The sequence below is a fragment of the Lutibacter sp. genome (assembly GCF_030692605.1).
Taxonomy (GTDB): Bacteria; Bacteroidota; Bacteroidia; order Flavobacteriales; family Flavobacteriaceae; genus Lutibacter.
Map to the genome: position 1 here is coordinate 18,067 of NZ_JAUYUD010000036.1, position 22,301 is coordinate 40,367.

Genomic DNA, 22,301 nt, shown 5'->3' on the forward strand with positions numbered 1-22,301 from the left:
CGAGCTAATCCTCGAAATGGTATTTGTTTGTGCTGTATATTTTATTCTGTTAATTGAAAAAGTTTCACAAAACGATTAAAAATTTCCTGCATATCTTGATTACCGAACCCATTGTCCTTGAAAATGGCTGGGTTAGGCAAATCGATTTTTACCACATCGGCAAAGCGTTGCAAATCGGCTTTTATGGTTTCGGGCGTTTCGAACACATCATTCGCATTCAGCATCAAGACCATTCTAAACACATCGTATTTATGCTTTTTTATATTTACAGACTGAACAGCCTGACCACTCGCTTTTCTCTCGGTGTTATTCAAAAAAGCAAAAGCTTTGAGGCATATTAGCGTATGTGGCAATGCGAAATGAACATCGCCTTTTTGTTCGCTATTTTTGAGGGTGTAGGCATAATATTCTTCATCTAAAAGAATAGCCGACAAACTGGACAATCCTTCTTCGACAGGAATAGGGGTAAGATGTGCTCCTTGGTTGGCATCAATCACGTCAGGCACTTTGCAAAATAACTCTAACTGTTTTGGGAAATTGGGACTAGCGGGATCAGCAAAACGGTAGCAGTTTCTTTCCTCTTGGTTTTTTTGTTGGACGGCATACTGCCCTTGTTTGATAAAGTCCCAAAATTGAACAACAAAATCTGGCGACAAGGCTTCTACGATTAATATGATATCAATATCATCCGTAGCTCTTGGCGTAAACCCAGCTTCTTCAATTATTATATCGCAAGCGGTTCCGCCAATTATGATGTAACTGTCTTTAAAATCCTTGAAATGTGCGCTAAATGTATCTAATCCTACTACCATACTTGTTTTTCTATTATTTGTTCTAAAGCCATTTCTACTCTTTCGTCGTGATTGTCTTTTAGACTTAGGTATAAAGACAATGGATCCACTACTGATTGATGATTTGGCATTTCATCCGCTAATGTAATCGGATTGTATTTCCATACTTCAATGGCGTATTTTCCTTCGCGATTGTTGGCATTAATTAAGCCGTTGTTTTTTTGCAAAAAATAAAAGCTACTTTTTTCTATGGCAAAATAGTTTTGTTTGCTTGGGTTTAGGCTTGTATATTCTGGCAATGCCGAAGCATTTGTTCTTAGCATAGAAACATTGCTTGGCAAGTCATCAACATACACTGTTTTTAGTACTGGACTTGTTAAGAGATTTTGCTCTTCTGCTCTGCGCCATAATTCTTTTCTTTCGAACTTGAACTTGATGTATTTTTCTTTTTCGCCACTTACTTCAATTAGTTCATTTTGCATTAAATCTTCAACAGCATAAGAAACGGCCATAGGTGTATAATCTAATTTTTTGGCGATTTCTTTGAATGAATGTTCTTCTATATTCCAATTATTATTGCCGTGAATAATATGATATAACAACAAAAATTGAGAGGAAGGCATCAAGTTTTTGTTTTTTTGCTTTGTTTTTGGATGTGAGTAATTTTCACTTAAATTGATTAATAGTTCTGGCAAATACAATTGTTTGTTGGGTACAATGAAATTTATTCCTCTTTCGATTAGTCTTTTTCTATTGTAAGCCGGGAGGTTTTCCAATACCAATACGACAATCTTATTGAATGCGGTTTTAAGTAATTGCAGGTGTTTGTCGACTTGTAAAAGACTTAACTCGTTTTCACTTTTTAGTTCTATCATTATCAATTCCCGATTAAAAAGCTCCGTAGCATACAGCTTGTATGCTTGGGTAATGTACATAGGTAAATTCCCCAAATCTTTATTCTGAATTGAATTTTCTAAAGCATTTGTGCCCAGTGTTTCGTTGATGTAATTAATAGCTTTTCTCATAACGTCTCTTTTAATAAAGTTGAAAATTAGCGATAAAGTGATTAACTTTATTGTGCAAATATAGCTTTATTATATTATATGTCAAATTATTATGTGTTTATCAGGGTTAAAAAGCAGGTTTTCCTTGTGATGAATATATCCCAATTGATTTGTCAGCATTTGTGTATTGCCAATTTTAAAATCTGCTGTGTTGCAGTGACTGTGTCCATAAATCCAATAGTCAACAGAAGAAGCTTCAATAGTATCGAAAAGCTCCACCGCAAAACCTTCATTTATTTTACTTCCTTTGTATATCTTCGGGTAATTCATAAATGTGGGAACGTGATGGGTCACCACTACCGTTTTTCCTTGATTTTCCAATTGTAGTTCCTGATTGACAAAGTTGATGCTGTCCTCGTGCAGCTGGTTGTATACTTCCGAAGTAAGTCGGTTGCCCTTGTATTTAATCACGTGAAAATCGCTAAGCCCTCTTTCCACATTCCACTGATTGGCAGGACTAATTTTGGACCATAGTGTAGAAAAAATCAATTTGGTATCTTGAAGCTGGACCACCTTATTGTTTAGCAAAACAACATTAGTTCTAATTTCCTCCCATAGTACACCCGATTTGTCAGCTACATCAAAATAATAGTATTCGTGATTGCCTGGGATCCAATAGGTCATTTGAAAATTATCGGATAAGTAACTAAAGAAATCTTGGTGTTTGTCCATCACGGCAAAAGGCACAATATCACCCGCCAATACCAATATATCACCACTTGGCAATAGCGGATTGGCTTTTAGAAAATCACTATTTTTAGGAAATTCTAAATGAAGGTCGGATACATATTGTATTTTGCTGACTTGCATAAAAATTGATTATTATAAATTATTTTTTAAAAGGTTCTCGATACATTTTTTGTTCCGTTTCACTTCACAAAAAACACTCGAACTGACGCTTTAGATTAAATCCAACTCTTTTAAGTAGTTTTCCATTTGGCTTTCTACTTCTACAAGCTGGCTTTTCAGTTCTGTTATCTTTTGATGTGTCGCTTTAATATCCACTTCCTCTTCTTCTTCAAATGTATCTACATAACGTGGGATATTTAGGTTGTAGTCGTTTTCAATAATATCAGCAATCGTAGCGCGGTAATTGTATTTATCTTCTATAACAGCTCCTTTTTCAGTTGTTAATGGTGCAGTAGCTTTGAATGTTTTGAAAGCCGTTACTATATGCTCAATATCAGAATCCCTGAATTTATTTTGATTTTTTCCGCTCTCGAATTCTCGACTGGCATCAATAAAAAGAATGTCTTTATTTGCTCCTTTTCCTCTATTAAAAATTAATATTGCTGCTGGAATTCCTGTACCAAAAAAGAGGTTGGCAGGTAAGCCAATAACGGCTTCCAACAAATTTTCATCTATTAGTTTTTTACGAATTTGCCCTTCGCTACTGCTGCGAAACAATACGCCGTGTGGGACAATAACCCCAATTTTTCCAACATCTTCGTAGGTGGTTTCTATCATATGACTGATAAAAGCATAATCGCCTTTACTTTTTGGAGGAACGCCTCTGTGGAAACGGTTGAACTGGTCAGAACTTGCGGTGTCTGCACCCCATTTGTCTAAACTAAAAGGAGGATTTGCCACAACAATGTTAAACTTCATCAAATTGTCTTTTTCTAATAGTTTTGGGTTGTTGATGGTATCACCCCATTCTATGGTCGCACTGTCTTGTTCGTGCAAAAACATATTCATACGGCATAATGCCCAAGTGCTTCCATTATTTTCTTGTCCGTAAAGCGAATAGTTTTTACCTTTTACTTCATTGGCTACTTTTATCAATAAAGAACCGGAACCACAAGTTGGATCACAAATTCTATTACCGGGTTGTGGGTCAACTAATTTGGCTAATAGGGTACTTACTTCGCCTGGCGTGTAGAATTCTCCCGATTTTTTGCCACTTTCTCCGGCAAATTTTGAAATAAGAAACTCGTAACTGTCGCCAATGATATCGTTCCCTTCTAAATGAGATGGCTGTAAATCAAGTGAGGAGAAATCTACCAATAAGTTTTTCATAATGACGTTACGCTGTTTGGTTTGACCAAAGACCGTTTCGGAATTGAATGAAATACTACGGAATACCATCGCTAATTTAGAACGATTGGCATCCTCCAAGGCTGTTAATCCAATATCGATAATTTCACCGATATTTGGCTCGCTACGGTTTTGATACAGGTAATCGAAATTGCTTACTTCTGGCAAAATAAAACGCTCTCTTTGAAGCTGGCGTTGCACCATTTCTTCATTATCAGGATATTTAAGGCGGTATTGCTCCACTTTGTCTTTCCAGACGTCGGAAAGGTATTTAATAAACAATAATGTTAGTATATAATCTTTGTATTGCTCACTTCCCATTACAGGACGTAAAGTGTCGCAGGCTTTCCAAACTATATTGTTGATGTCTTTTTGTGTAATTATATTCTCTGCCATTTCGATTGGTTTTTGAAGCTATTGTTTTTTATTGTTATTTATTATATCATTTAAAGAAGCAATTTCCTTCTTTTCTAAATAGGTACCTAAATGCATATTACTTCTTACATTCAAATCTATATTATATTTTTTTTCGATAGTGCCGATATGAGTATCGCTTCTTTTTTGTCTTAATTCTCCATTGTCATTTCTGCTTCTAGCTCCTCTCATTCCAGGAGCATCGTTTTTCACTTTAGCCATTTTTTAATTATTTTATGATTATTGAAATTGTTGTTTGAAAAAGTTTTTGTTTTTCTTTGATTAATGCATCTGTAATTTGAATGTCCTTAAAATATAACTCTTGTAGTGCCACCACTTTTTGCTGTTGTTCCAGTGATAATAAATTAAATGTAAAATCTGCCAGTTCATTTTTACGAATGGATGGAATTGTACTTCCTGCACCTGATTGTTGAAAGTGCATTAAATTTTTAGGAAGATTTAAAAGCGAAACCAAATAGGCAGGGATAATTCTAGTTTTATCAGGTCTTAAAACAAAAAAGATTGAAGATGCAATAGCGTTTCCAAAGTCCTCTTTGTATAGTGTGGCAAAAAAACGAAACCCTTTTGCCACAAAAAGCACATCGCCATCTTGTAATAGACTGGCTAATGATTTTTGGTCTTCTTCTAAAAAAGTGTCATTTTCTCCAATATATTGACCAATATCATTGAAATGCTTGGCTTGTAAATACGGAATAGTACCGTCTTTACTAGGTTGTCCGTAATAACCGAACTGAATATTTGCAATTTCTTTTATCTTAACCTGCATTTGATTATTTTTGTAATGTTATTCGTTTATGATGCAAATGTAAGCAAAATAATGAAATAAACTAATTTATTTCATTGTACGATTATTCAAAAATGTATTTTTCTTAAAATGGAAGAATAAAAATTAAGATTCTTTGGTTGCTATTTTTATCGCATCATTGCCTGGTTCAATTTAATACTGATGCAACAAAGTTTAATTATAAATGTGCATTATACCTGTATTAAATTTATTCTATACTAATTGTATATAGAATAGGATGATTATTCATTTTAAGTATTTCAAATTGAGTATTTAAACTTATAGCATCTTTGACAGACTTATTACTATCTATTAACTTCCATCCGTGTTCCACGCCCGCATCTGGTCTGATAATTATTTTATATTCATGATTGCTAAATTCAAAATAACGATAATGAGGAATTGACTCACATAACACATTTACAGAATCTAAATTTAGTTCGTAACTAAGTGATTTTATATAACTATCTCTAGAATCATTGTCTCTAAACTCATGGAAAAATTTAAATGGAGATCTTTCATTATAAAATTTTTGACCATAAAAAGTGAAATTTTCAATTTCAAAATTTAATACTGTTTGCAATCTGTCTAAAAATTGAAGCATTAATAGGCAAGAAAAAGGAGTTTTTAAATAACGATCAGAATAAGACACATTAAACTTTTGACCTTTCATTTTTGATTTTAGATCTACTTTGCTTGTTAAATTTTTAAGCACTTCGTCTGCCAAGTTAACGGACTGTAAAATAGATGACGTATTTATATATACTTCATAAACACTACTTGAATTTAATAGATTGGTCGTTTCAAATTTTTCTATAATAGGTAATGCTTCGAAATTAATTTTATAAACTTCACCATTTTCTGTTTCACCCCAATTGTTATTTAAACTAAGGTTGACTTGATCATTTACAAAGTATGTAGAATCAGTACCATCTTGGAGTTTGACTAAAGAAATAGTGTTTAATAAATCGTCATTATTACCTTTATTTATCCATAGAGTTGACCAAGCTGCAAGCTGAATTAACGTCATTGTATCTTGATTATTTGCTACAATAGGATTATTATTAAAGATGATATTAATATTTGTTTTACTCTTTAAATTTTCTAAAAATAAAATATTATCTAAATCCCAATTTTGAATTGTAGGATTCACAAACAACCAAACTTCTTTAATTTTTGAAGTGTAATTTAATTTAATTAATTCTTGTTTTATACCTCCCAACATTCTTTTAGCAGTTGGATACCTACTTACAATTTCCTCAGGAACCTTAAAGTTGCTTATTGTTTTTAACCAATCTAATGCTATATTTCTGTCTAATAAATTAATATGCCATTGTGTTTTTCTATCAATTAAACATTTAGTACAAGCATTTAGGCATTCGCATTCTAATTTGTTTTTTGATTCTTTGAATATTTCTTCTGCGTATAAAAAGAATTGATTTGCATACCCGGCGCCGCCTTTAGTTGTATCAAAAATGAAAATAGTATAGTAATTTTCATATCGCTTGATACCAAAATCTAGTTCATTAGCTACTATGGCTAAATAACTTGCCAGTTCTTTTACGAAAATTGAACCTAACGAATACAATAATGTTTCATTTTTTGAATATGCTCCATTTTCTCTAATTCTAATTTCACAAAAATCAGTTTTAAACCTCCCTCCTAAAATTACATTTGGTCGTATTGCAGAAGATGAAAAATTACCAGAACAAGCCGAATTACCATTATCATCTTTTTCTCCTCTTAATCTTCTATGGTCATTTAGTTGCTCTAGCGACAAACCGGTTTTGCCACAATGTAAACAAATGTGAAAGCCGTTACCACTCCCTACATTGTAGTATAAAATTTCTCCATTCTCTTCACTTTCCCTTATATCGTAAATGTTATTACTATTCTGTTCCCAAGGTTTAACATTAATTAATAAAGGATCTACATACTGAATTCTCGATGATTCGGATATTTTTCGACTTGGTGTTTGATATATATCCACAGCAAAACCAGCTGGTTGAATCATTTCTGTAAAAATGCCTCTGTTACCATCATTATCAGAAACCAATCCTCTAAAATTGTAATTATTACAATGTGGACATTCCGTTTCAATTGTTTGACCTTCTGAAACTTCAACAATTCGTTGGTAACCACAAGAATTGCATAATTGAATTATTTCTTTAGCTGATTGATTTCCTCGATTATCGTCTAAAATAATACCTGAAGAATGATAATTCATGCCATCAATTACAATGTTATTACCTGGTGCAAATTCGGTTAATGCTCTTGTAATAAAATAGGATGGGTTTTCTTTTTTACTTTGACGATTATCCTTTAATGCATCAATATTTTTTATTTCAAACTCAACTATACCTGTTGGTAAACCAGCAGTTGGCAAAAAACCTTCCTGTGCTAAATAGGTAAGTGCATTCTTTTTTAGAAATTGGTCGTATTGAATTTTAACTGCTTTAAAGGGAAGAGAAGCATTTCCGAATTCTTCCTCCATTTGTTTTAATTTACTCTCGAAACCTTCCTTTTTGCTTTTAGATTTATTTAGTAGTTGGTTGAAGTTTGAAAATACTTTATTTAAAATATAATTGAAGTTTTTATCTTCAAAACTAGTTTCTTTGGTTATGCTATTCAGTTGATGTGAAAATTTAATTACATCATTACCCATTAGCCAGCTTATGAATTTTACTGCTATTGGTTCAATTTCTGCAAAAAAGAAATTTTCAATTTTATCTGTAACTCTGATGCCTTTGACTTCATCTGTTTGAACAAACTTTCCTAAAAAGAAGGCATTAATATGGCGCTCTATAACTTGTGTGCTGTTGAAAGAAATAAAAGGTGGTGCAATTTTATGTGTCAATGCCCAAGTTGGTTTATTAAAAGCATTCATTCCCACTGGATTTGGTGCACAAACAGTAAAGGCTAGCGATTTACTCTCATTTCTTCGTCCCGCACGACCTGCTCTTTGCAAATAATTTGCAGGACCTGGAGGAACATTATTCATCACTACCGTTGAGATTCCACCGATATCTACCCCCATTTCCATAGTAGTAGAGCAGTTAAGAATATTTATTTCCGACTTTTCAAATTTATCTTCCAATTGTTTTAGTCTCTTTTCATTCTGTTGGGCAGAATGTTCGCCGGATAAATACAATGGTCTATTTAAAATTATTTTTTCGTGAATATCATTCCATAATCCATTTTGTTTCCATTCGAGCGAATTTTCTACAATCCAGTTCTTTGTAGCTACAAGGTCTAATTCGTTTTGTTCATTTCTATTGAAAGGATATTGGAATTTTGGAAAAGTATAAGGTTGCGATTGCTTTATTTGAAAATGCCTAATATTATCTTCAGTAAGAGCACCAACTATCCAAGGAGAAAATCCTTTGAATTGAGCATCAATTAGTCGTTTTTTTACAGGGCACAGCCAAAGTTTTTCAGGAATTTGAAGTTTTGTTTTTTGTTCCAAATTCAATTTATACCCTGTGTCGTCAATTTCTAAAACATTAGCTCTTATATCTTTCCAAATTTCAAGAAGTAGTTCATTAATATCTTGTTCAATTTCATTAGTGATATCATTTGAACTGAAATAACCTAAACCAGCACATAATAATAATGACAGTCTATTAGGTCTAGCTTCATTTGCTCTGAATGTTGGCCATTTTTTAGCATTTGTTATATTTGAATCAGAATTGTGAATTTGGAAACTTTTTAGAAATGATGTCGTATATGGATAAATTGAATTATCCAAAACGAAATAAAATTGATTTCTAATAACATAGTCTAGACCAATTTTCAACAAATTTTTCCACTCATTAATTGTAATGTTATTTTGTTCTGCAATTCTTGGTAATTGAACATTATCTAAATCCGGATAGACTATACTAACCATCCCTAAATTTTCTAATGAACGTTCTCTGGGTAATCTTCTAGCAAAATTATCAAAAAGTAAAGCTCTTGAATATTTTTCAAGATTTATGAAATTATCTTCTCTTGGATTGTTATTCTTAAAAAGTGTTTTTAAATCAGATTTAGGATTTAAATAATCATATAATTGTTTCCAAGACAATCTTACTTTTTCATTGTTTTTTTGAGCTTTGGTTTTGATATTATTAATACTTTCTTCAATAGCTTTTTTTAATACAGGATTTTTTTGAAGTGCTAATTGTTCTTCAAGTTCTTTTAGCTCATCAGAATTAAAGGTTTCTTCAGAGGAAATATTTAATTGTTCCTGCCATAGTTTATGAAATACTTGAGAGCGAATCCAATTGTTCTCGTTATCAATATTAATTAATGCTGATATTTTTGCTGTTCCTTGGCGGCTATCTGTAAATGAAATGTATTTATGCCCTTCCCAAAGCATTTCAGAACGAATTTCATCAGCACCAGGTGTATTTTCTAAAAATATATCTGATAAAATTCTATTCATAAATGATGAGGAAATTCTAAAATGTAATGGATTTTCTAGATTGCTTGAACAATGAGGACAAACGCATTCACCCTCGCGATCTGCTACTATAAATTCATTTTGACTTCTGTTTATTTTTCCATTATTATCAATACCAAAATCAATAGTATTAGTAACATATCTTTTACTGTTATTTCTTCTGGTAAAGAAAAATGATTGTGAGTTAGTAACAGTATTTTCATCTTCGTCATTATCTATATCATCTACAATAAAATTGTCTTGATTAAAAGATGTAGATAATTTTAAAAATTCATCATTTTTATCATTTTGCTTATCAGCTTTTAGTAATTCATTGCCACAAGAGCGGCATGCTATCAATTCAAACATTGGAAAATTACAAAACGAACAATTTTTTTCAGCATACGTTGTCATAGTCCCCATAATACTTTTGGAAACAAAATGTTTGTGCTTATCACAATTGGGATTTGAACAAACATAAACACCTCCAATGCCACGAGAGAATAAATGGGCTCTTAATGGTAAAATAGAAATTTCATTGTGCTTATTTTCAATAATACTATCTACAAATTTTAATTTTTCATCAAATGAACTATCCTTGGCTATAAAATTGCTTGTTATGTCAGATAAAGAAATAGCATCAGAATTGTAAACATTTTTTCTTAACAGTTCAACTTTAGCTTTATTATCTATTTGAAAATTATTTGGCAACTCTTTAAATTCTCTTTTACCGGTAATTATTTCAATTTGGTGCTTTTCTATACCGCAAAGATTAGCCATGAAATCTTTTAAACTTTTTTCGCTTTCTTCACCACTACCAACTGTTGCAGAAGTAATCGCAAAACGCAAATCTTTTACATCAACTTCAAAAGCATCAACAACTCTTCTTATCAACAAAGCCATTTCAGAAGCTGCTGAACCTACCAATGTATGTGCCTCATCTAATAAAATCCAACGCAATTTACCTTTAGAATTTTCTAGCAATGGAACATCTTTGTCTCTAACCAAGATGTATTCTAACATTGATGGATTTGTAAAAAGAATTTGAGGTGGAGTTTCTCTAATTTGTTTTCTATCGATCAATTCTGGATGACATTCTTTTCTTTTAATTGCTGTAGTAGTACCATCTTCTGTGTTCCCATTATAAACTGCATAAGTCAAACCCTCAAGCGCTTTTACCCATGCATCCATTCTTTTTTTCTGACTACCAATTAAAGCATTTAAAGGATATAAGAATATAGCTCTAACACCAGGTTCATTTTGACAATTGTTGTATAAATCTTGCAAAACCGGCAACATAAAACATTCTGTTTTACCAGAACCTGTTCCTGTTGTCACTGCGATAGATTTTTTTTCTTTTAAAAGTGTATTCCAGCTTCTAATTTGATGCTCATATGGATTTCTATTTTTAGGAAACTCATATTCACCTTTAATTTTATCCAATTTATTAATGAAATTATTATCAAATAAATTAGATAAATCTCCAAAAATTTCCTTTGCAGGTGTCCATGGGAAAGTGTTTTGAAAAATCGGTTCCGCTAATAATTTTTCTTTTTCAAACAAGTTTGATAAGTAATCTTGAAATTGAGCATCTCCTGTTGCCCAGAGTGATAAAATAGAATCTTTTAATCTATCTTGTATTTCGTTATATATTTTTCTGAATTTAATTTCTTGGCTCATAAAAAGGTTAGTTTAAATAATAAATCAATGATTCTTCATACCATTTTTTATCAAGGTTTTCCACATACTTAATTCTTCTCCTAAAATTATCGCCATTTACATGCCAAAGACCTGTGTTAGCTCCTTTTATCGAAGAAGCCACGGTCAAAGGTGCTATAACTAGAATATTAACTTGATCATTCCATTGTTTTTGTGGTATAGGTTTAATATAATTATTTCTATCTTTTCCAATATCATAAAAAGGTAATTGATTTAATACCCTTTCACCTAAACGCTCTCTAACATTGTTCAATTCGGCATAAAAAACAAAATTGTTATTGGTGCCCTTTTGAAGTAAACAAACTTTAAGTTTATTCCATTTTAAACTAAGCATAAATGCTATAGCTTCAAAAATATCTGGATAAATTTGACAAATATTTTCCCAATCGGATAGTTTAACCCAATGGAAAGAGAATCCTAAATCATTTTCTAATTCAACAAAATCATTTCCTGAAAACTTGAATTCACGATCATCAAATTTTATTGATAAAAATGTAAATGCTTTTGCTGCTAATTCTGAAGATGTTGTAATTGTTTTTATAATATCAAATGTTGCAAAAGGCAAATCATTTTCTCTACACAAATAATAATAAATCCAAAATCTATTCCACACATCATCGCCGAAGTCATTAACTAAAAGTTGCTGAGAATAATTAATTATTCTATTATTCCTGTCATCAATGGTAGTTAATTCATTTTCTGGGTTAACACATATAAATTCAGGTTTAATTTTAAATTTTGAATTCTTATCTGAAAATAAAATAAATTTATCAACGTTTGCTGTGTTAATTGAGTAATAGTCTGATTCTTTTTTTATTTCAATCTTATCTATATATTTTAAATCACAATCCAGTGGTAAAGCATAAACACTATTTGAAATATCAATATTTCCAATTTCATTGAATTTTATTATATTTTCGTAGTTCACTTCCCATTTAATAGTTTCGGAAAACTGTTTTATACTATAACTTTTAATAGTTTTATTTTTTTTATTAGGTAGTACTTCACAAATTTCCATTTTTAAAAAATTATCAGAATCGATAATATTAAAAAGTTGAAAAAGTGCTTTATAAGTATCATAAAACTCAAATAACGGCTTAACTTTCCTTTCAATCTTCTTTGAGATTATAATTTCATGGTTTTTGTTATTAGAAAGTCTTACTTCAAATTCTTTCCCATAAGAATTAGCAATTAATCTCCAACCTTTTATTTTATCTAAATATATTTCATCCACATCTAATATGTTTTCATCTTGATCTATTAAAATTATTCCTTGAAAAGGTGAAAGCACTTCAGCAATTAATCCTAAATTTTGATTATTTACTTTTATTCTTGTTTTAACTGAAGCAGGGAATTTTGAAGGATTAGTGATTACAAAATTAATTTTGTTTTGATCTATATTAAAATCATAAAAATCAGATTTATATACCTCTAAAATAAAAGAATTATTGTTTGTTGTTAATTGAGGGTTTTTATAATCTGAATTTGCTGAAATATTTAAATTACCAATATTAAAGACTCTTTCAAATTCATCTATCCCGTCATATGATATTTTTACATCTAAAGCTCCCAATTCTAATGGATTGTGAATTGAATTCCAATAATTTTTATTCACGGATTTCCATTCAATATTCGGTTTATTGATCCTTTGTCCATTTTTGTCATAAACAAGTATTCTTAAACTATTTTTTACAATATTTAGGTTTCCTTTAACCAACCATTTTGGATTTTCACTTAATATTGTCCAATCAAATATGTTCTCAGTATTTGTTTTAAACTTAATTATATTCCCAATACTATCTTTTAACTGAATTACATCTTTGAATTTTATTAATACATACGATTTATTATTAAGCTCTAAATCTGTTTTTTCTTCAATGCGACCATCTATCGAAAAAGTATTGTCAAGTAATACATATCCAAAATTATTATTTGTATGTCTAGACTTTTCCAAAACAAAATTTTCATCATTACTTATAACCCATAATGTTGGAAAATCTATATTTAATTTGGTGTGAAGTAAGTGATTTGCATCATAAATTTTATCCAATTCATCCATTACATAAATTTCGGGTTCAAAGCCATCTTTAAAATTGACAAAATCTTTAAACTGGACAACTTTGAATGTATCATTATTTCTTTTTATGAATTTTGCAACTAAATCAGCTCCTATAAATAATTTATATTCATTGGAATAATTAACTAAATTATTATTTAAAATATAATTAAGTTCTTCAAATCCGATTTTAGATGTGATAATAGCATTAAGGTAAAAAGAGTTGCTTTTAGAATTAAAATTCCATTTGAATTTTATTGTATTATTCTTTTTTCTTACTTTATCTCTTTCAATAATTAAATCTTCTGTTATTTGTTTTAATTGATTATTTTCTTTAAAACTCAACAATTCTGATTCATCGTTATTTAAAACGGCACGAACAATTTCTAGACAACTACTATAAATAATATCATTTTGACTTGATTTAGGTAAAAGATTTATTAATTCAATATTAGTAGAAAAATCAGTTATTGATGTAGGGTTTAAATGAATAATACTTAAAAGAAAATCTCTATACTTTCCTTGATTATTTTGGATATGTTTTAAAGGCAGCCCTCCTTGTAATAATAAAGTTTTTAGATATAAAGTGTTTTGAATTTTAATCCATTTGTAATTCAAAAGATAGCCGCCTTTTTTTGCTAATTCAAAAAACTCAATCGAATCAAAACATAATTTGGAATAACCAATAGAATTGAATATTTCTTCTTTCGAAGGATATCCACCATTGTAGTTTCTTTTCCACCATTCTGCAAAATACACTGCACATGTACGAGGATCTAATTCCGAAAATCTTGAAACGATTTTGAATCTCTCCTTTAATTGTTCAAATTCAAAATCCGATATATCATATTTCCAAATAGGTTGGCCAGTATGAAAATCTAGTTTTCTACTTTTCAATATTTTGTAAAATTCACTCATAGCTCTTATTTTTGTCAAAACTACTGCCAATTAGTGCAGTATATCTGCGCTAATAATTGTTTTTCATTTTATGTATTCTTTTTTTTAATTTTTCAACCAAATTTGTTGGTTCCAATACTTGAATTTTTTCACCAAATGATAAAATCAACATTTCTAATTCATAGTTAGGAATCAATTTTAAATGTACTTCAAATTCACTACAAGTTTCCTTAATTTTTTGTGAACCATGTAAAGGTTTTGTTGTTATATAAGGAATTAAAGAATTATCTATCTTTAGGACAATATTTTCAATTTTATCTGATGGAATTGTTACTCCAATTACATCATCAAAATATTCGTTAAAATCAATTCCCGTTGCAACATAATCTTGAGCACTTACTTCTATACTCTCAATTCTGTCTAAAGCTAAATTTGTAATTATTTTGTATTTTTCAGATTTACCAAATAAAAACCAACGCATATTGAATTGCTTCAGATAATATGGGTTAATAATTATATTTGTTGAAATTTCTGTTTTAAAATTCTTGTAATTTATATTTAATACTTTTTTATATAAGATTGCATTGTAAAGTTCCGGTATATACTCTAATCCTTTTAAATATTCATTTTCTTCAAAACTAATAATAACATCACTTTTTTGTTTTAAATTAAATGATGCTTCTAATCTAGTGTTTAACTCATTAATCCAATTGTATTGCGGCAATCCTTTGAATCTATCCAATGTCAATAAAGCCTCCCTTAGCTGATTTGCTTCTGTTTCATTTAATGGTTGGTTTGAAATAGAAAACTTCGGATTTTCATATTTATAAAAAACCCTTCTGCCTTCTTTATTTTTAGCAAGGTCAATATTCCAACCTTGCTCGCTTTCCATAAATCTTATATCTTCATATATCTGTCTTTTTTTTACACCATCATTTATTCCTGAATATTCATAAATTGCCTTGTTGCATTCTACAACCAAGTCTTCAATAGCATAATTTCTTCCTGAATTACGGAAGCACTTATCTAAAGTTTGGTACCTAATTATGGCGTGTTTATTTGTAGACAAATTAATTATTTTAGGAAGGACATATCATTACAAACATACGAAAAAGCAATGGAAGAAAAGATAAGGAAAACCGTAAACGGGTGAAAATAAGTGAAAATAAAGTCAGGGCAAGGAGGGCAACCAAATTTGGGATAAAAGATATTTTATTTTTTTGTAAAATAAAAAACGGATTCAAGTGGCTGTATGGGTGCAAAGTGGAACAACTACTTTATTTTAATGCGCTGTTTTGTTCTTATGTTGCCCGAAAGTTTGAAAAGTAAAAAAGTAAAAAATGTTTGTGGCGTTTTTTGGTTGCCTTGCCTGCCCTATGAAAATGCGGTAAAGTGAAGCAAATAAGCCCACCAAAGGGAGGGCTTAAAAAATGGCCTCTTATTCAGTGATTTCTTTGTTTCTATAATCTACTTCTTCCCAAGTTTTTTCCAGTAATGCGTAAACTGCTATTCCATTCTTTTTTAATCGAATGAAATTGTGTTTTTTAAGTGCTTTTCCTAACTTATTAATGGTGCCATCAGTTATATTTATTTTTGCTTTTTCGGACAGTTTGGCGGCGATTTGAGAAGCATTGAGATAAATGTTTGCCTTTTCTCTTTCGCAGGGTTCAAACCAGGTTAACAACAATTCTTCTTCCGGGCTGTGCAGCTGGTACTGTTCATTGTTTTCGGTAATCGATTTAATTTCTTCCTGATCGAACCAATGTCTGAATCCGCTTTTGAAAAGAAACAACGCTTGTGAAAATGCCAGATTGATATCCACTTTGTGTTGGTATTGTATTCCTTCCAACTCGAAACAAAGGAATCTTCTGCTTCCGGTTGTGTCGTTTAAAAATTGTGCAGTATTTACGCTTCCGGCAAAAGATGCCCTGCGCGGCATAGTTTCGTTATTGTGTCCGTAGGCTTTTCGCATTCGGATTTGGGTTTTGGTGATGATTTCTTTGAGAGAGCCGATTTCGGAACGGTTTAGGTTTTCGAGTTCGTCTAAATTAATTAACATACATTCTGATAACTGCACCAAGGTATCCTTGTTGTTTGGGTTGATGGTTCCGGAAAACAGATACTCTTTCAATGGTTTTGGCACCAATTTCTCCACCCAGGTTGTTTTGCCCAATCCTTGTTTGCCACTAAATACAATTACCGTGTGGTTGATTACTTTTTCATCGAGCACGCAACCCACCATTGCGACCAGCCATTTTTTAAAACATTGCTGCCAAAGGTCTTGTTTTGTGGTTGTGATTGTGTTTGCCAATTGCGTGATGTAATCTTCTTTTTCATCGTAAGAAGGCAAATTAAAAAAGTAATCCTCAAACGGATTAAAAAGCGGACAAAAGTCGGAATTAAGCAAGTTTCTTAATGAGGACAGGTTTGTTCTAATTCTTGCTTTTAGACATTCCCTAAGCATTGAATTTTCAATAAAATCGTTCATCACATTCCATTTTTTCTTTCCGAAATATTGAAACTCTAATTTACCAGAAACAATGTTATGGCGAAATATATATTTGTTTGATAAAAACAGCTCCAAACGGTCAATTTGGGTTGGTTTTGGTTTGTCTTCGTCGTCTTCATCGACTTCGGAGTTTGTCCGTTGTCCGTTATCTGTTGTCGGTTTTTTTGGATTATTTTGAGACACCCCGTCCTTCGGACACCCCTCCAACGAAGGGGAATTTTTCCCGAATTCTTGGATGTTTCCATAGGCACTATTCACCGCTTGCGTCACTTCTTTGTCTTCATAGCCAAAATCGGTTAAAATATAACCCAAGGCAGTTTCCAACGGCACGGATTTTCGGTTCATGTTACAAGCTAATTGATGCACAAAAACATTGCGACTACCACTCACATATTGCACTTTTTTTTCGGTAAATTTTATGCAGTGGTGGTAAATTGTTTCAAAACCTTCATCCCCAGCCCTTTTCTGAGGGAGATTTGGGCCAACCACCCCTAACCCCTGCACAGGAGGAGAATTCGTGCCGTTTAAAGGCAAAACAGATTGCTGGGTTTCGCTCGCAAAGACGGAAGCTTCGGGATTGAAATACAAGTTTTCATCCGCAGCATAGAAACATAGCCGGGTTATGTCTTTCCCGGATTTGTCGATGGACAGATTTAGGAGTTTTTCATAATGTGCCTGGACCAAAAGAAACGTTTCTTTGTGATCGGTTTTTGGGGTGTCAATTTTGACCAAGATTTTTAAACCGTTTCCTGATGGGCTGATGAAACTGGCATAAGTGAACTCGGACTGATTGGCTAAATGACTTGCTTTTGTTAGGTCTTCTTTGCTTAATTTATCGATGTCTAAAATAATGGTTTTGGAATATTCGGCCAAGAATTCTATTTTTCTACCGCCAACAAACTTGCCGGAAGGTGTGAATGCCAAGAGTGATTTTTTGGCTTTGTTGTACGCTTCTTCTTTTTTTTCGGCCAATGATTTACGCAGATAAACAATGGCGTGTTTGTATTTTCCGGTGCGTATTTCTTCCAAAATTACCGGAATTGATTTGTGTTCAACGACTTCGTTGAAGTTTTTGAAGACTGTTACCATAAGAATTGTTTAAAGTTTAAGGTTTAAAGTTGTTTTGACTACCCTGCCCGATGGGCTCCCCTCTAAAGGAGGGGAATTTGACTTGTATATACAATCTCAAGCCTTGCAGGTTGTGTTGCAGCTGTTCAACCTATCGGCCTTTGAAGGCTTTGTTGTAATGCTCTTGCATCAACTTTTCAACATCAGATAATTTGTAGTAGATTTTGCTACCCACTTGGCTAAAGGAAATTTTGCCTTCGTCTCTCCAGGTTTGGGCAGTGCGTTTTGAGATTTTTAATAGGGTTAAGAATTCCAAGTTGTCCAAATAGGTTTCTTTTTTTGGGTCGGACTTGAAACTGATTTGGTTTTGAATTGTGTCTAATTTGCTCATTAGATCTGAAAATTGGTCTTTTGTGAAGATAATTGCATCCATTTTTAACTGTTTTAAATTGTTATGGTGCAAATGGAAGAATTAAAAAAAAGTCGCTTAGGTATTATCTGGTCTTATGAGACTAAATAGTTTATTGGACCTTATTGGTATTGAATAGTTGAAATGTTGATTTTATAAAAAATGATACTATATCCTAATTTTGGTGTCATTATTAGGGTCTTTATCATTCCTTGTCGGAGATAAATAAGTGCGAATTGTGTTCGGAGAAAGTTCGTTTCCGAGCTCGTCTAAATGGTTGTCGCAAATGAATTTCGTGATGTCTTTTATGGAATGACTGATATACGTTTTCCCGTTTGATTTTGAGGTATTCATCATCTGCTTGTAAACATCCGTTAAAATATTAATTGGACCATTGATGCGAATTTTGAAAGTTGACGCTTTTTCCAATAGTACGTTTTCTACATTTTCTTGCTGCTCTTTATCGTAGTCAGAACGCATTTTACGCAGTGTTTGTAAATGCTCAATTTGATGGTTGCATTGTTCGTCGTAAGCCTGTAAAGTTGAATTTATAGAAAATTTATCTGCTTGTTTATATGCAAAAGCTTCTTGGGTTAAATAAATTAGTTTTTCACTGAAGTTTGTTAATGTTTCAATGTGAATTTTAACTTCAAAATATGAAAAATAGCGATCATCAGAAATGGCATTGATTAACCTTTTTGGGGTTTTGATTTTAAGGACTTTTACGGGCGAAGATTGCACTTCCTTTCGTTTGTGTTCAATTAGATTCATAAGTTTGGTAAAACGACACAAAACCTTTCTTAAAATGAATTCATCTTGATTATTGGCCAGTAACTTTTCAAATTTGTTTAACCATACGATGGTATTTTTAACCTGCCCGGATTGATAGTCTATAAAAGCCGGAAAGTCTGACTGTCGAAGTGTAAGGGTTTTTTCAATTAAAGCGTTGCAATAATTCTGAAGAGTTACTTTATCATCAATAATAATATCAAATACAGGATTTTTGGCCAGCGCCGCAGACACTGCCAATAATTCTACAAACGGAGCCGTTTGCATATTTTGATGCTTTGAATTCAAATTGTAATATGTTATTTATGCGTTTCATCGTAACTTTAAAGGAAATTAATAGGATACTATTATAATCAACTTGGGACGAATCATAGTGTTTTCGACTATAAATCGTTTCTTAATCGTTTTAAATGCTTTGGAATTTACTAATCTTCTTCAACGTAAATGTAGATATAAATAAAAAGCCTTGTTAAAGGGTTTTTGTTTAAGTTATTAACAATTTAACAGGTTTGTGATTGTTGCTCGATTTTATACGGCTTAGTGTCAAATTAAGTTTGAATTAATAAATAAAATTATCAACTGCTTTGTCCAGTTCTTCACTGATGATTTTGGCATAAATTTGCGTTGTTCCGATGTCTCGATGATCCATCAACTTTGAAACGTGCTCAATTCTCATTCCATTATTTAAGGCATTGGTGGCAAAAGTATGGCGGCTTAAATGAAATGACAGTCCGAAAGGAAGTTTCAATTTTTCTCCCATCTTTTTTAAATGGAAATTAGAGAGCTTGTTATATTTTGCCGACAAGAAATAACGCATCGCTTCGTTTTTTTCATAACCTTCTTTGTCTACAATAATGGGGAAAATATAGTCATCGTGTTTGGCATCTTTTTGATGATATTTTTCCAAGATATCTATAGCCACTTTTCCAATTTTGAACTGGTGTACTCTTCCGGTCTTCCGAATGAGTTTGTTGATTTTGCTTTCAGCTTGATTGTAGTTGGCATATTGCATTTCAATAACATCACCGAAACGCAATCCGCCAGCGTAAATGGAAAACAAGAATAAATCCCTCCACAATACCGCTTTTTTGCCTTCAATCAACTTTAAATTAGTTAAATCGTCAATTTGCTGTTTGTTTAAAAACAAACGTTTGGTGGAGCTAAATTTAAGCGTCAACTTACTGAAAGGAAACATTGTTTCCGGGATTACATCTTCTTTAATGGCATCCCTGAACACGGTTCCCAGCACAATTATGGAAAGTCGTTGGGTTGTGGCACCGTTTTTTAAAGTATCTCCCAAATAGAATTTATAGTTGTTTAGCAGCGCTACCGTGATTTCATCAAAATACACATCCTTTGTGCCAAGATAGTTTTCGAACTTTTTGACCTGTGTTGAATAGGCCTTGTAAGTTGAATAGGACAAGGTGCTTTTGATTTTCTCTAATCGTTTGTAGGCATAATCGAAAAAGTTTGGGACTTCTTTACCCTTTATGGCTTCTTTTAGTTTTTTGACAGATACGGTTTTTATCTTTCTTTCCATATCGGCAACCTGTGCTTCAGCATCGGCAATTTTTTGAGATAATGAAGCATTCATCCTTGCACTGTTAGGATGGTTCTTTTTTACTTTCTGTTTTCCTTCATCCCATTCGCTCTCTTTGAGTTTTACTCCAGCCGTGATAAATTTCGTTTTTCTGTCTTTTATAATTCGGATATAAAGCGGGCAGTGTCCAGTTTGATCTAATTGATGTTTACGCAAGATTAGTTTGATAGATGCCATAAGATTTGAAATTTAGAAATGTTGTACTATATTTGCAAAGCGGTGCTGGAGAGTGAATGTTCAGTAAAACAGGGGTTTTCAATCGGGTGCAACGTGATACGAAGGTACAACAATAGGTACAACTAAACAAGGATTTGACTGCTTTTTATTGCGTTATATTTAGCTTTCAAAAATTAGAAAGTCAATAAATACGGTACTTTAGGCGCAAAAAAGGGGATTCAGGAAAAAATTGGAGATAACTTGTATATACCAGCCATAAAATGGCTGCAATCCACCCAAATGTGGTTGGCTTTGTGCCATAAAATGGCTTCTTTAATCTATTGCTAATATAATCTTTTTTATTACAAATCATCAAACGGACTTTTTATTTGCTGCAAACTTTTGGTGCTTACGTGCGTGTATATTTCAGTTGTTTTACTGCTGCTGTGTCCCAGCAATTCTTGTATATATCTTAAGTCTGTTCCGTTTTCTAATAAATGGGTGGCATAACTATGCCGTAACCAATGCAAACTTACAGGTTTGTTTATTTTTGTTTTTGTCAATGCTTGTTTAAGAACGTTTGATAAACTTCGCTCATCATATTTTACATTTTCTGCTTGTCCTTCAAACAGCCATGTTTTTGGTTTATATGCAGTATAATAATCTCTAAGCATCACCAATATTTTTGATGATAAAGGAGCGATTCTGTCTTTTTTTCCTTTGGCTTGCCTGATTATTACAATCCCTCTTTTTGAATCTATGTCATTGGGTTTAAGATTTAACAACTCACTTCGCCTTAAACCACAACTATACATTAGTGAAAGCATCGTTTTATGCTTTATATTGCTGTGTGCATTCAATAACATTTTAATCTCTTCCTTGCTCAACACATTAGGTAATATTTTTTCACGTTTGGGACGGTGTATTTTATCAACTTCAATTAAGGTATTTTGTATTGTTTTAAAATACAACTTTAACGCATTTACGATTTGATTTTGATATGATGCTGATAAGTTGTTCTTCAAAATAAATTCGTTGTTGTAAACAATCACATCTTCATTGGTAATTTCGGCAACAAGTTTCTCACGATAGAAAATCAAAAATGATTTCAATGCTTCACTATATGTCTTAAGAGTACTCTCGCTATATCGCTTGGAGCGAAGCCATTGTTTAAATTTTTCGATTTGTTCTATTCCTTCTGCCGAAGGAATAGTAGGTGATATTGGTGTAATCTTAAACCTTATCCTGTTTTCTTCCGTATCTGGTAAATGCCAAGCACTTTTTTGTTGACTCCATCTAGCGCCATCAATTTGTTTTATCCGAGCAATCCACTCGGCATTTTTCTCAAAATATACAGCAATTCTGCTTTCGCTTCGGTGTGTTATAATTTTCGCTTCCCAATTCATATTCAGTACTTTTATTGTACTATTAACCTAGCGGTAATATATTCATAAAAAAGTTGTATATTTGTCCTATGGAAAAAGAAGATTTTAGGACAGTTGATGATACGATTAGAAGTTCGTATCGAAAAAAGGCAATTGCCTTAATAAAGAAAGGCGTAAAA

At 32.0% G+C, this 22,301-nt stretch carries 14 protein-coding genes; all 14 read right to left on the reverse strand.

Going from position 1 to position 22,301, the window contains the following annotated elements:
- Positions 1–41 precede the first annotated feature (41 nt).
- The gene (locus Q8S45_RS03090) at positions 42–812 is read right to left on the reverse strand and encodes a hypothetical protein (protein ID WP_305601134.1); all 771 of its coding nucleotides are present in this window, start codon (positions 810–812) and stop codon (positions 42–44) included.
- Positions 806–1,816, reverse strand: a complete 1,011-nt coding sequence (locus Q8S45_RS03095) for a helix-turn-helix domain-containing protein (RefSeq protein WP_305601136.1) — start codon at positions 1,814–1,816, stop codon at positions 806–808. Before Q8S45_RS03095 ends, Q8S45_RS03090 begins: the two co-directional genes overlap by 7 nt.
- A gap of 81 nt (positions 1,817–1,897) precedes the next feature.
- Positions 1,898–2,665, reverse strand: a complete 768-nt coding sequence (locus Q8S45_RS03100) for a metallophosphoesterase (protein ID WP_305601138.1) — start codon at positions 2,663–2,665, stop codon at positions 1,898–1,900.
- Positions 2,666–2,755: 90 nt separating this feature from the next.
- Positions 2,756–4,288 carry a type I restriction-modification system subunit M gene (locus Q8S45_RS03105; RefSeq protein ID WP_305601139.1) on the reverse strand — a complete coding sequence of 511 codons (1,533 nt, stop codon included), beginning with the start codon at positions 4,286–4,288 and terminating at the stop codon, positions 2,756–2,758.
- 18 nt (positions 4,289–4,306) lie between these two features.
- A complete protein-coding gene (locus tag Q8S45_RS03110; protein ID WP_305601141.1) occupies positions 4,307–4,528 on the reverse strand; it encodes a hypothetical protein in 222 nt (73 codons plus the stop codon).
- A gap of 7 nt (positions 4,529–4,535) precedes the next feature.
- Entirely contained in the window at positions 4,536–5,093 is a 558-nt protein-coding gene (locus Q8S45_RS03115; RefSeq protein WP_305601143.1) for a restriction endonuclease subunit S, read from the reverse strand.
- A gap of 226 nt (positions 5,094–5,319) precedes the next feature.
- On the reverse strand, positions 5,320–11,214 hold the full coding sequence (locus Q8S45_RS03120) for a DEAD/DEAH box helicase (protein ID WP_305601145.1): 5,895 nt from the start codon (positions 11,212–11,214) through the stop codon (positions 5,320–5,322).
- Positions 11,215–11,221: 7 nt separating this feature from the next.
- Entirely contained in the window at positions 11,222–14,227 is a 3,006-nt protein-coding gene (locus tag Q8S45_RS03125; protein ID WP_305601147.1) for a hypothetical protein, read from the reverse strand.
- 49 nt (positions 14,228–14,276) lie between these two features.
- Complete coding sequence (locus Q8S45_RS03130; protein ID WP_305601149.1) at positions 14,277–15,275, reverse strand: YafY family protein; 999 nt, start codon at positions 15,273–15,275, stop codon at positions 14,277–14,279.
- A 369-nt stretch (positions 15,276–15,644) separates the two neighbouring features.
- A complete protein-coding gene (locus Q8S45_RS03135) occupies positions 15,645–17,804 on the reverse strand; it encodes a VapE domain-containing protein (protein WP_305601151.1) in 2,160 nt (719 codons plus the stop codon).
- A gap of 130 nt (positions 17,805–17,934) precedes the next feature.
- The gene (locus tag Q8S45_RS03140) at positions 17,935–18,216 is read right to left on the reverse strand and encodes a helix-turn-helix domain-containing protein (protein ID WP_305601153.1); all 282 of its coding nucleotides are present in this window, start codon (positions 18,214–18,216) and stop codon (positions 17,935–17,937) included.
- Positions 18,217–18,360: 144 nt separating this feature from the next.
- The gene (locus Q8S45_RS03145) at positions 18,361–19,248 is read right to left on the reverse strand and encodes a hypothetical protein (RefSeq protein WP_305601155.1); all 888 of its coding nucleotides are present in this window, start codon (positions 19,246–19,248) and stop codon (positions 18,361–18,363) included.
- A gap of 292 nt (positions 19,249–19,540) precedes the next feature.
- Complete coding sequence (locus Q8S45_RS03150) at positions 19,541–20,758, reverse strand: site-specific integrase (protein WP_305601157.1); 1,218 nt, start codon at positions 20,756–20,758, stop codon at positions 19,541–19,543.
- 341 nt (positions 20,759–21,099) lie between these two features.
- Positions 21,100–22,143: a site-specific integrase gene (locus Q8S45_RS03155; RefSeq protein ID WP_305601158.1), complete on the reverse strand. Its 1,044-nt coding sequence runs from the start codon at positions 22,141–22,143 to the stop codon at positions 21,100–21,102.
- Positions 22,144–22,301: the final 158 nt, after the last annotated feature.

What these genes read in the sequence shown, in the direction of transcription:
- Q8S45_RS03090 (WP_305601134.1), bottom strand. Translation starts at nt 812, where the DNA reads ATGGTAGTAGGATTAGATACATTTAGCGCACATTTCAAGGATTTTAAA.
- Q8S45_RS03095 (WP_305601136.1), bottom strand. Translation starts at nt 1,816, where the DNA reads ATGAGAAAAGCTATTAATTACATCAACGAAACACTGGGCACAAATGCT.
- Q8S45_RS03100 (WP_305601138.1), bottom strand. Translation starts at nt 2,665, where the DNA reads ATGCAAGTCAGCAAAATACAATATGTATCCGACCTTCATTTAGAATTT.
- Q8S45_RS03105 (WP_305601139.1), bottom strand. Translation starts at nt 4,288, where the DNA reads ATGGCAGAGAATATAATTACACAAAAAGACATCAACAATATAGTTTGG.
- Q8S45_RS03110 (WP_305601141.1), bottom strand. Translation starts at nt 4,528, where the DNA reads ATGGCTAAAGTGAAAAACGATGCTCCTGGAATGAGAGGAGCTAGAAGC.
- Q8S45_RS03115 (WP_305601143.1), bottom strand. Translation starts at nt 5,093, where the DNA reads ATGCAGGTTAAGATAAAAGAAATTGCAAATATTCAGTTCGGTTATTAC.
- Q8S45_RS03120 (WP_305601145.1), bottom strand. Translation starts at nt 11,214, where the DNA reads ATGAGCCAAGAAATTAAATTCAGAAAAATATATAACGAAATACAAGAT.
- Q8S45_RS03125 (WP_305601147.1), bottom strand. Translation starts at nt 14,227, where the DNA reads ATGAGTGAATTTTACAAAATATTGAAAAGTAGAAAACTAGATTTTCAT.
- Q8S45_RS03135 (WP_305601151.1), bottom strand. Translation starts at nt 17,804, where the DNA reads ATGGTAACAGTCTTCAAAAACTTCAACGAAGTCGTTGAACACAAATCA.
- Q8S45_RS03140 (WP_305601153.1), bottom strand. Translation starts at nt 18,216, where the DNA reads ATGGATGCAATTATCTTCACAAAAGACCAATTTTCAGATCTAATGAGC.
- Q8S45_RS03145 (WP_305601155.1), bottom strand. Translation starts at nt 19,248, where the DNA reads ATGCAAACGGCTCCGTTTGTAGAATTATTGGCAGTGTCTGCGGCGCTG.
- Q8S45_RS03150 (WP_305601157.1), bottom strand. Translation starts at nt 20,758, where the DNA reads ATGGCATCTATCAAACTAATCTTGCGTAAACATCAATTAGATCAAACT.
- Q8S45_RS03155 (WP_305601158.1), bottom strand. Translation starts at nt 22,143, where the DNA reads ATGAATTGGGAAGCGAAAATTATAACACACCGAAGCGAAAGCAGAATT.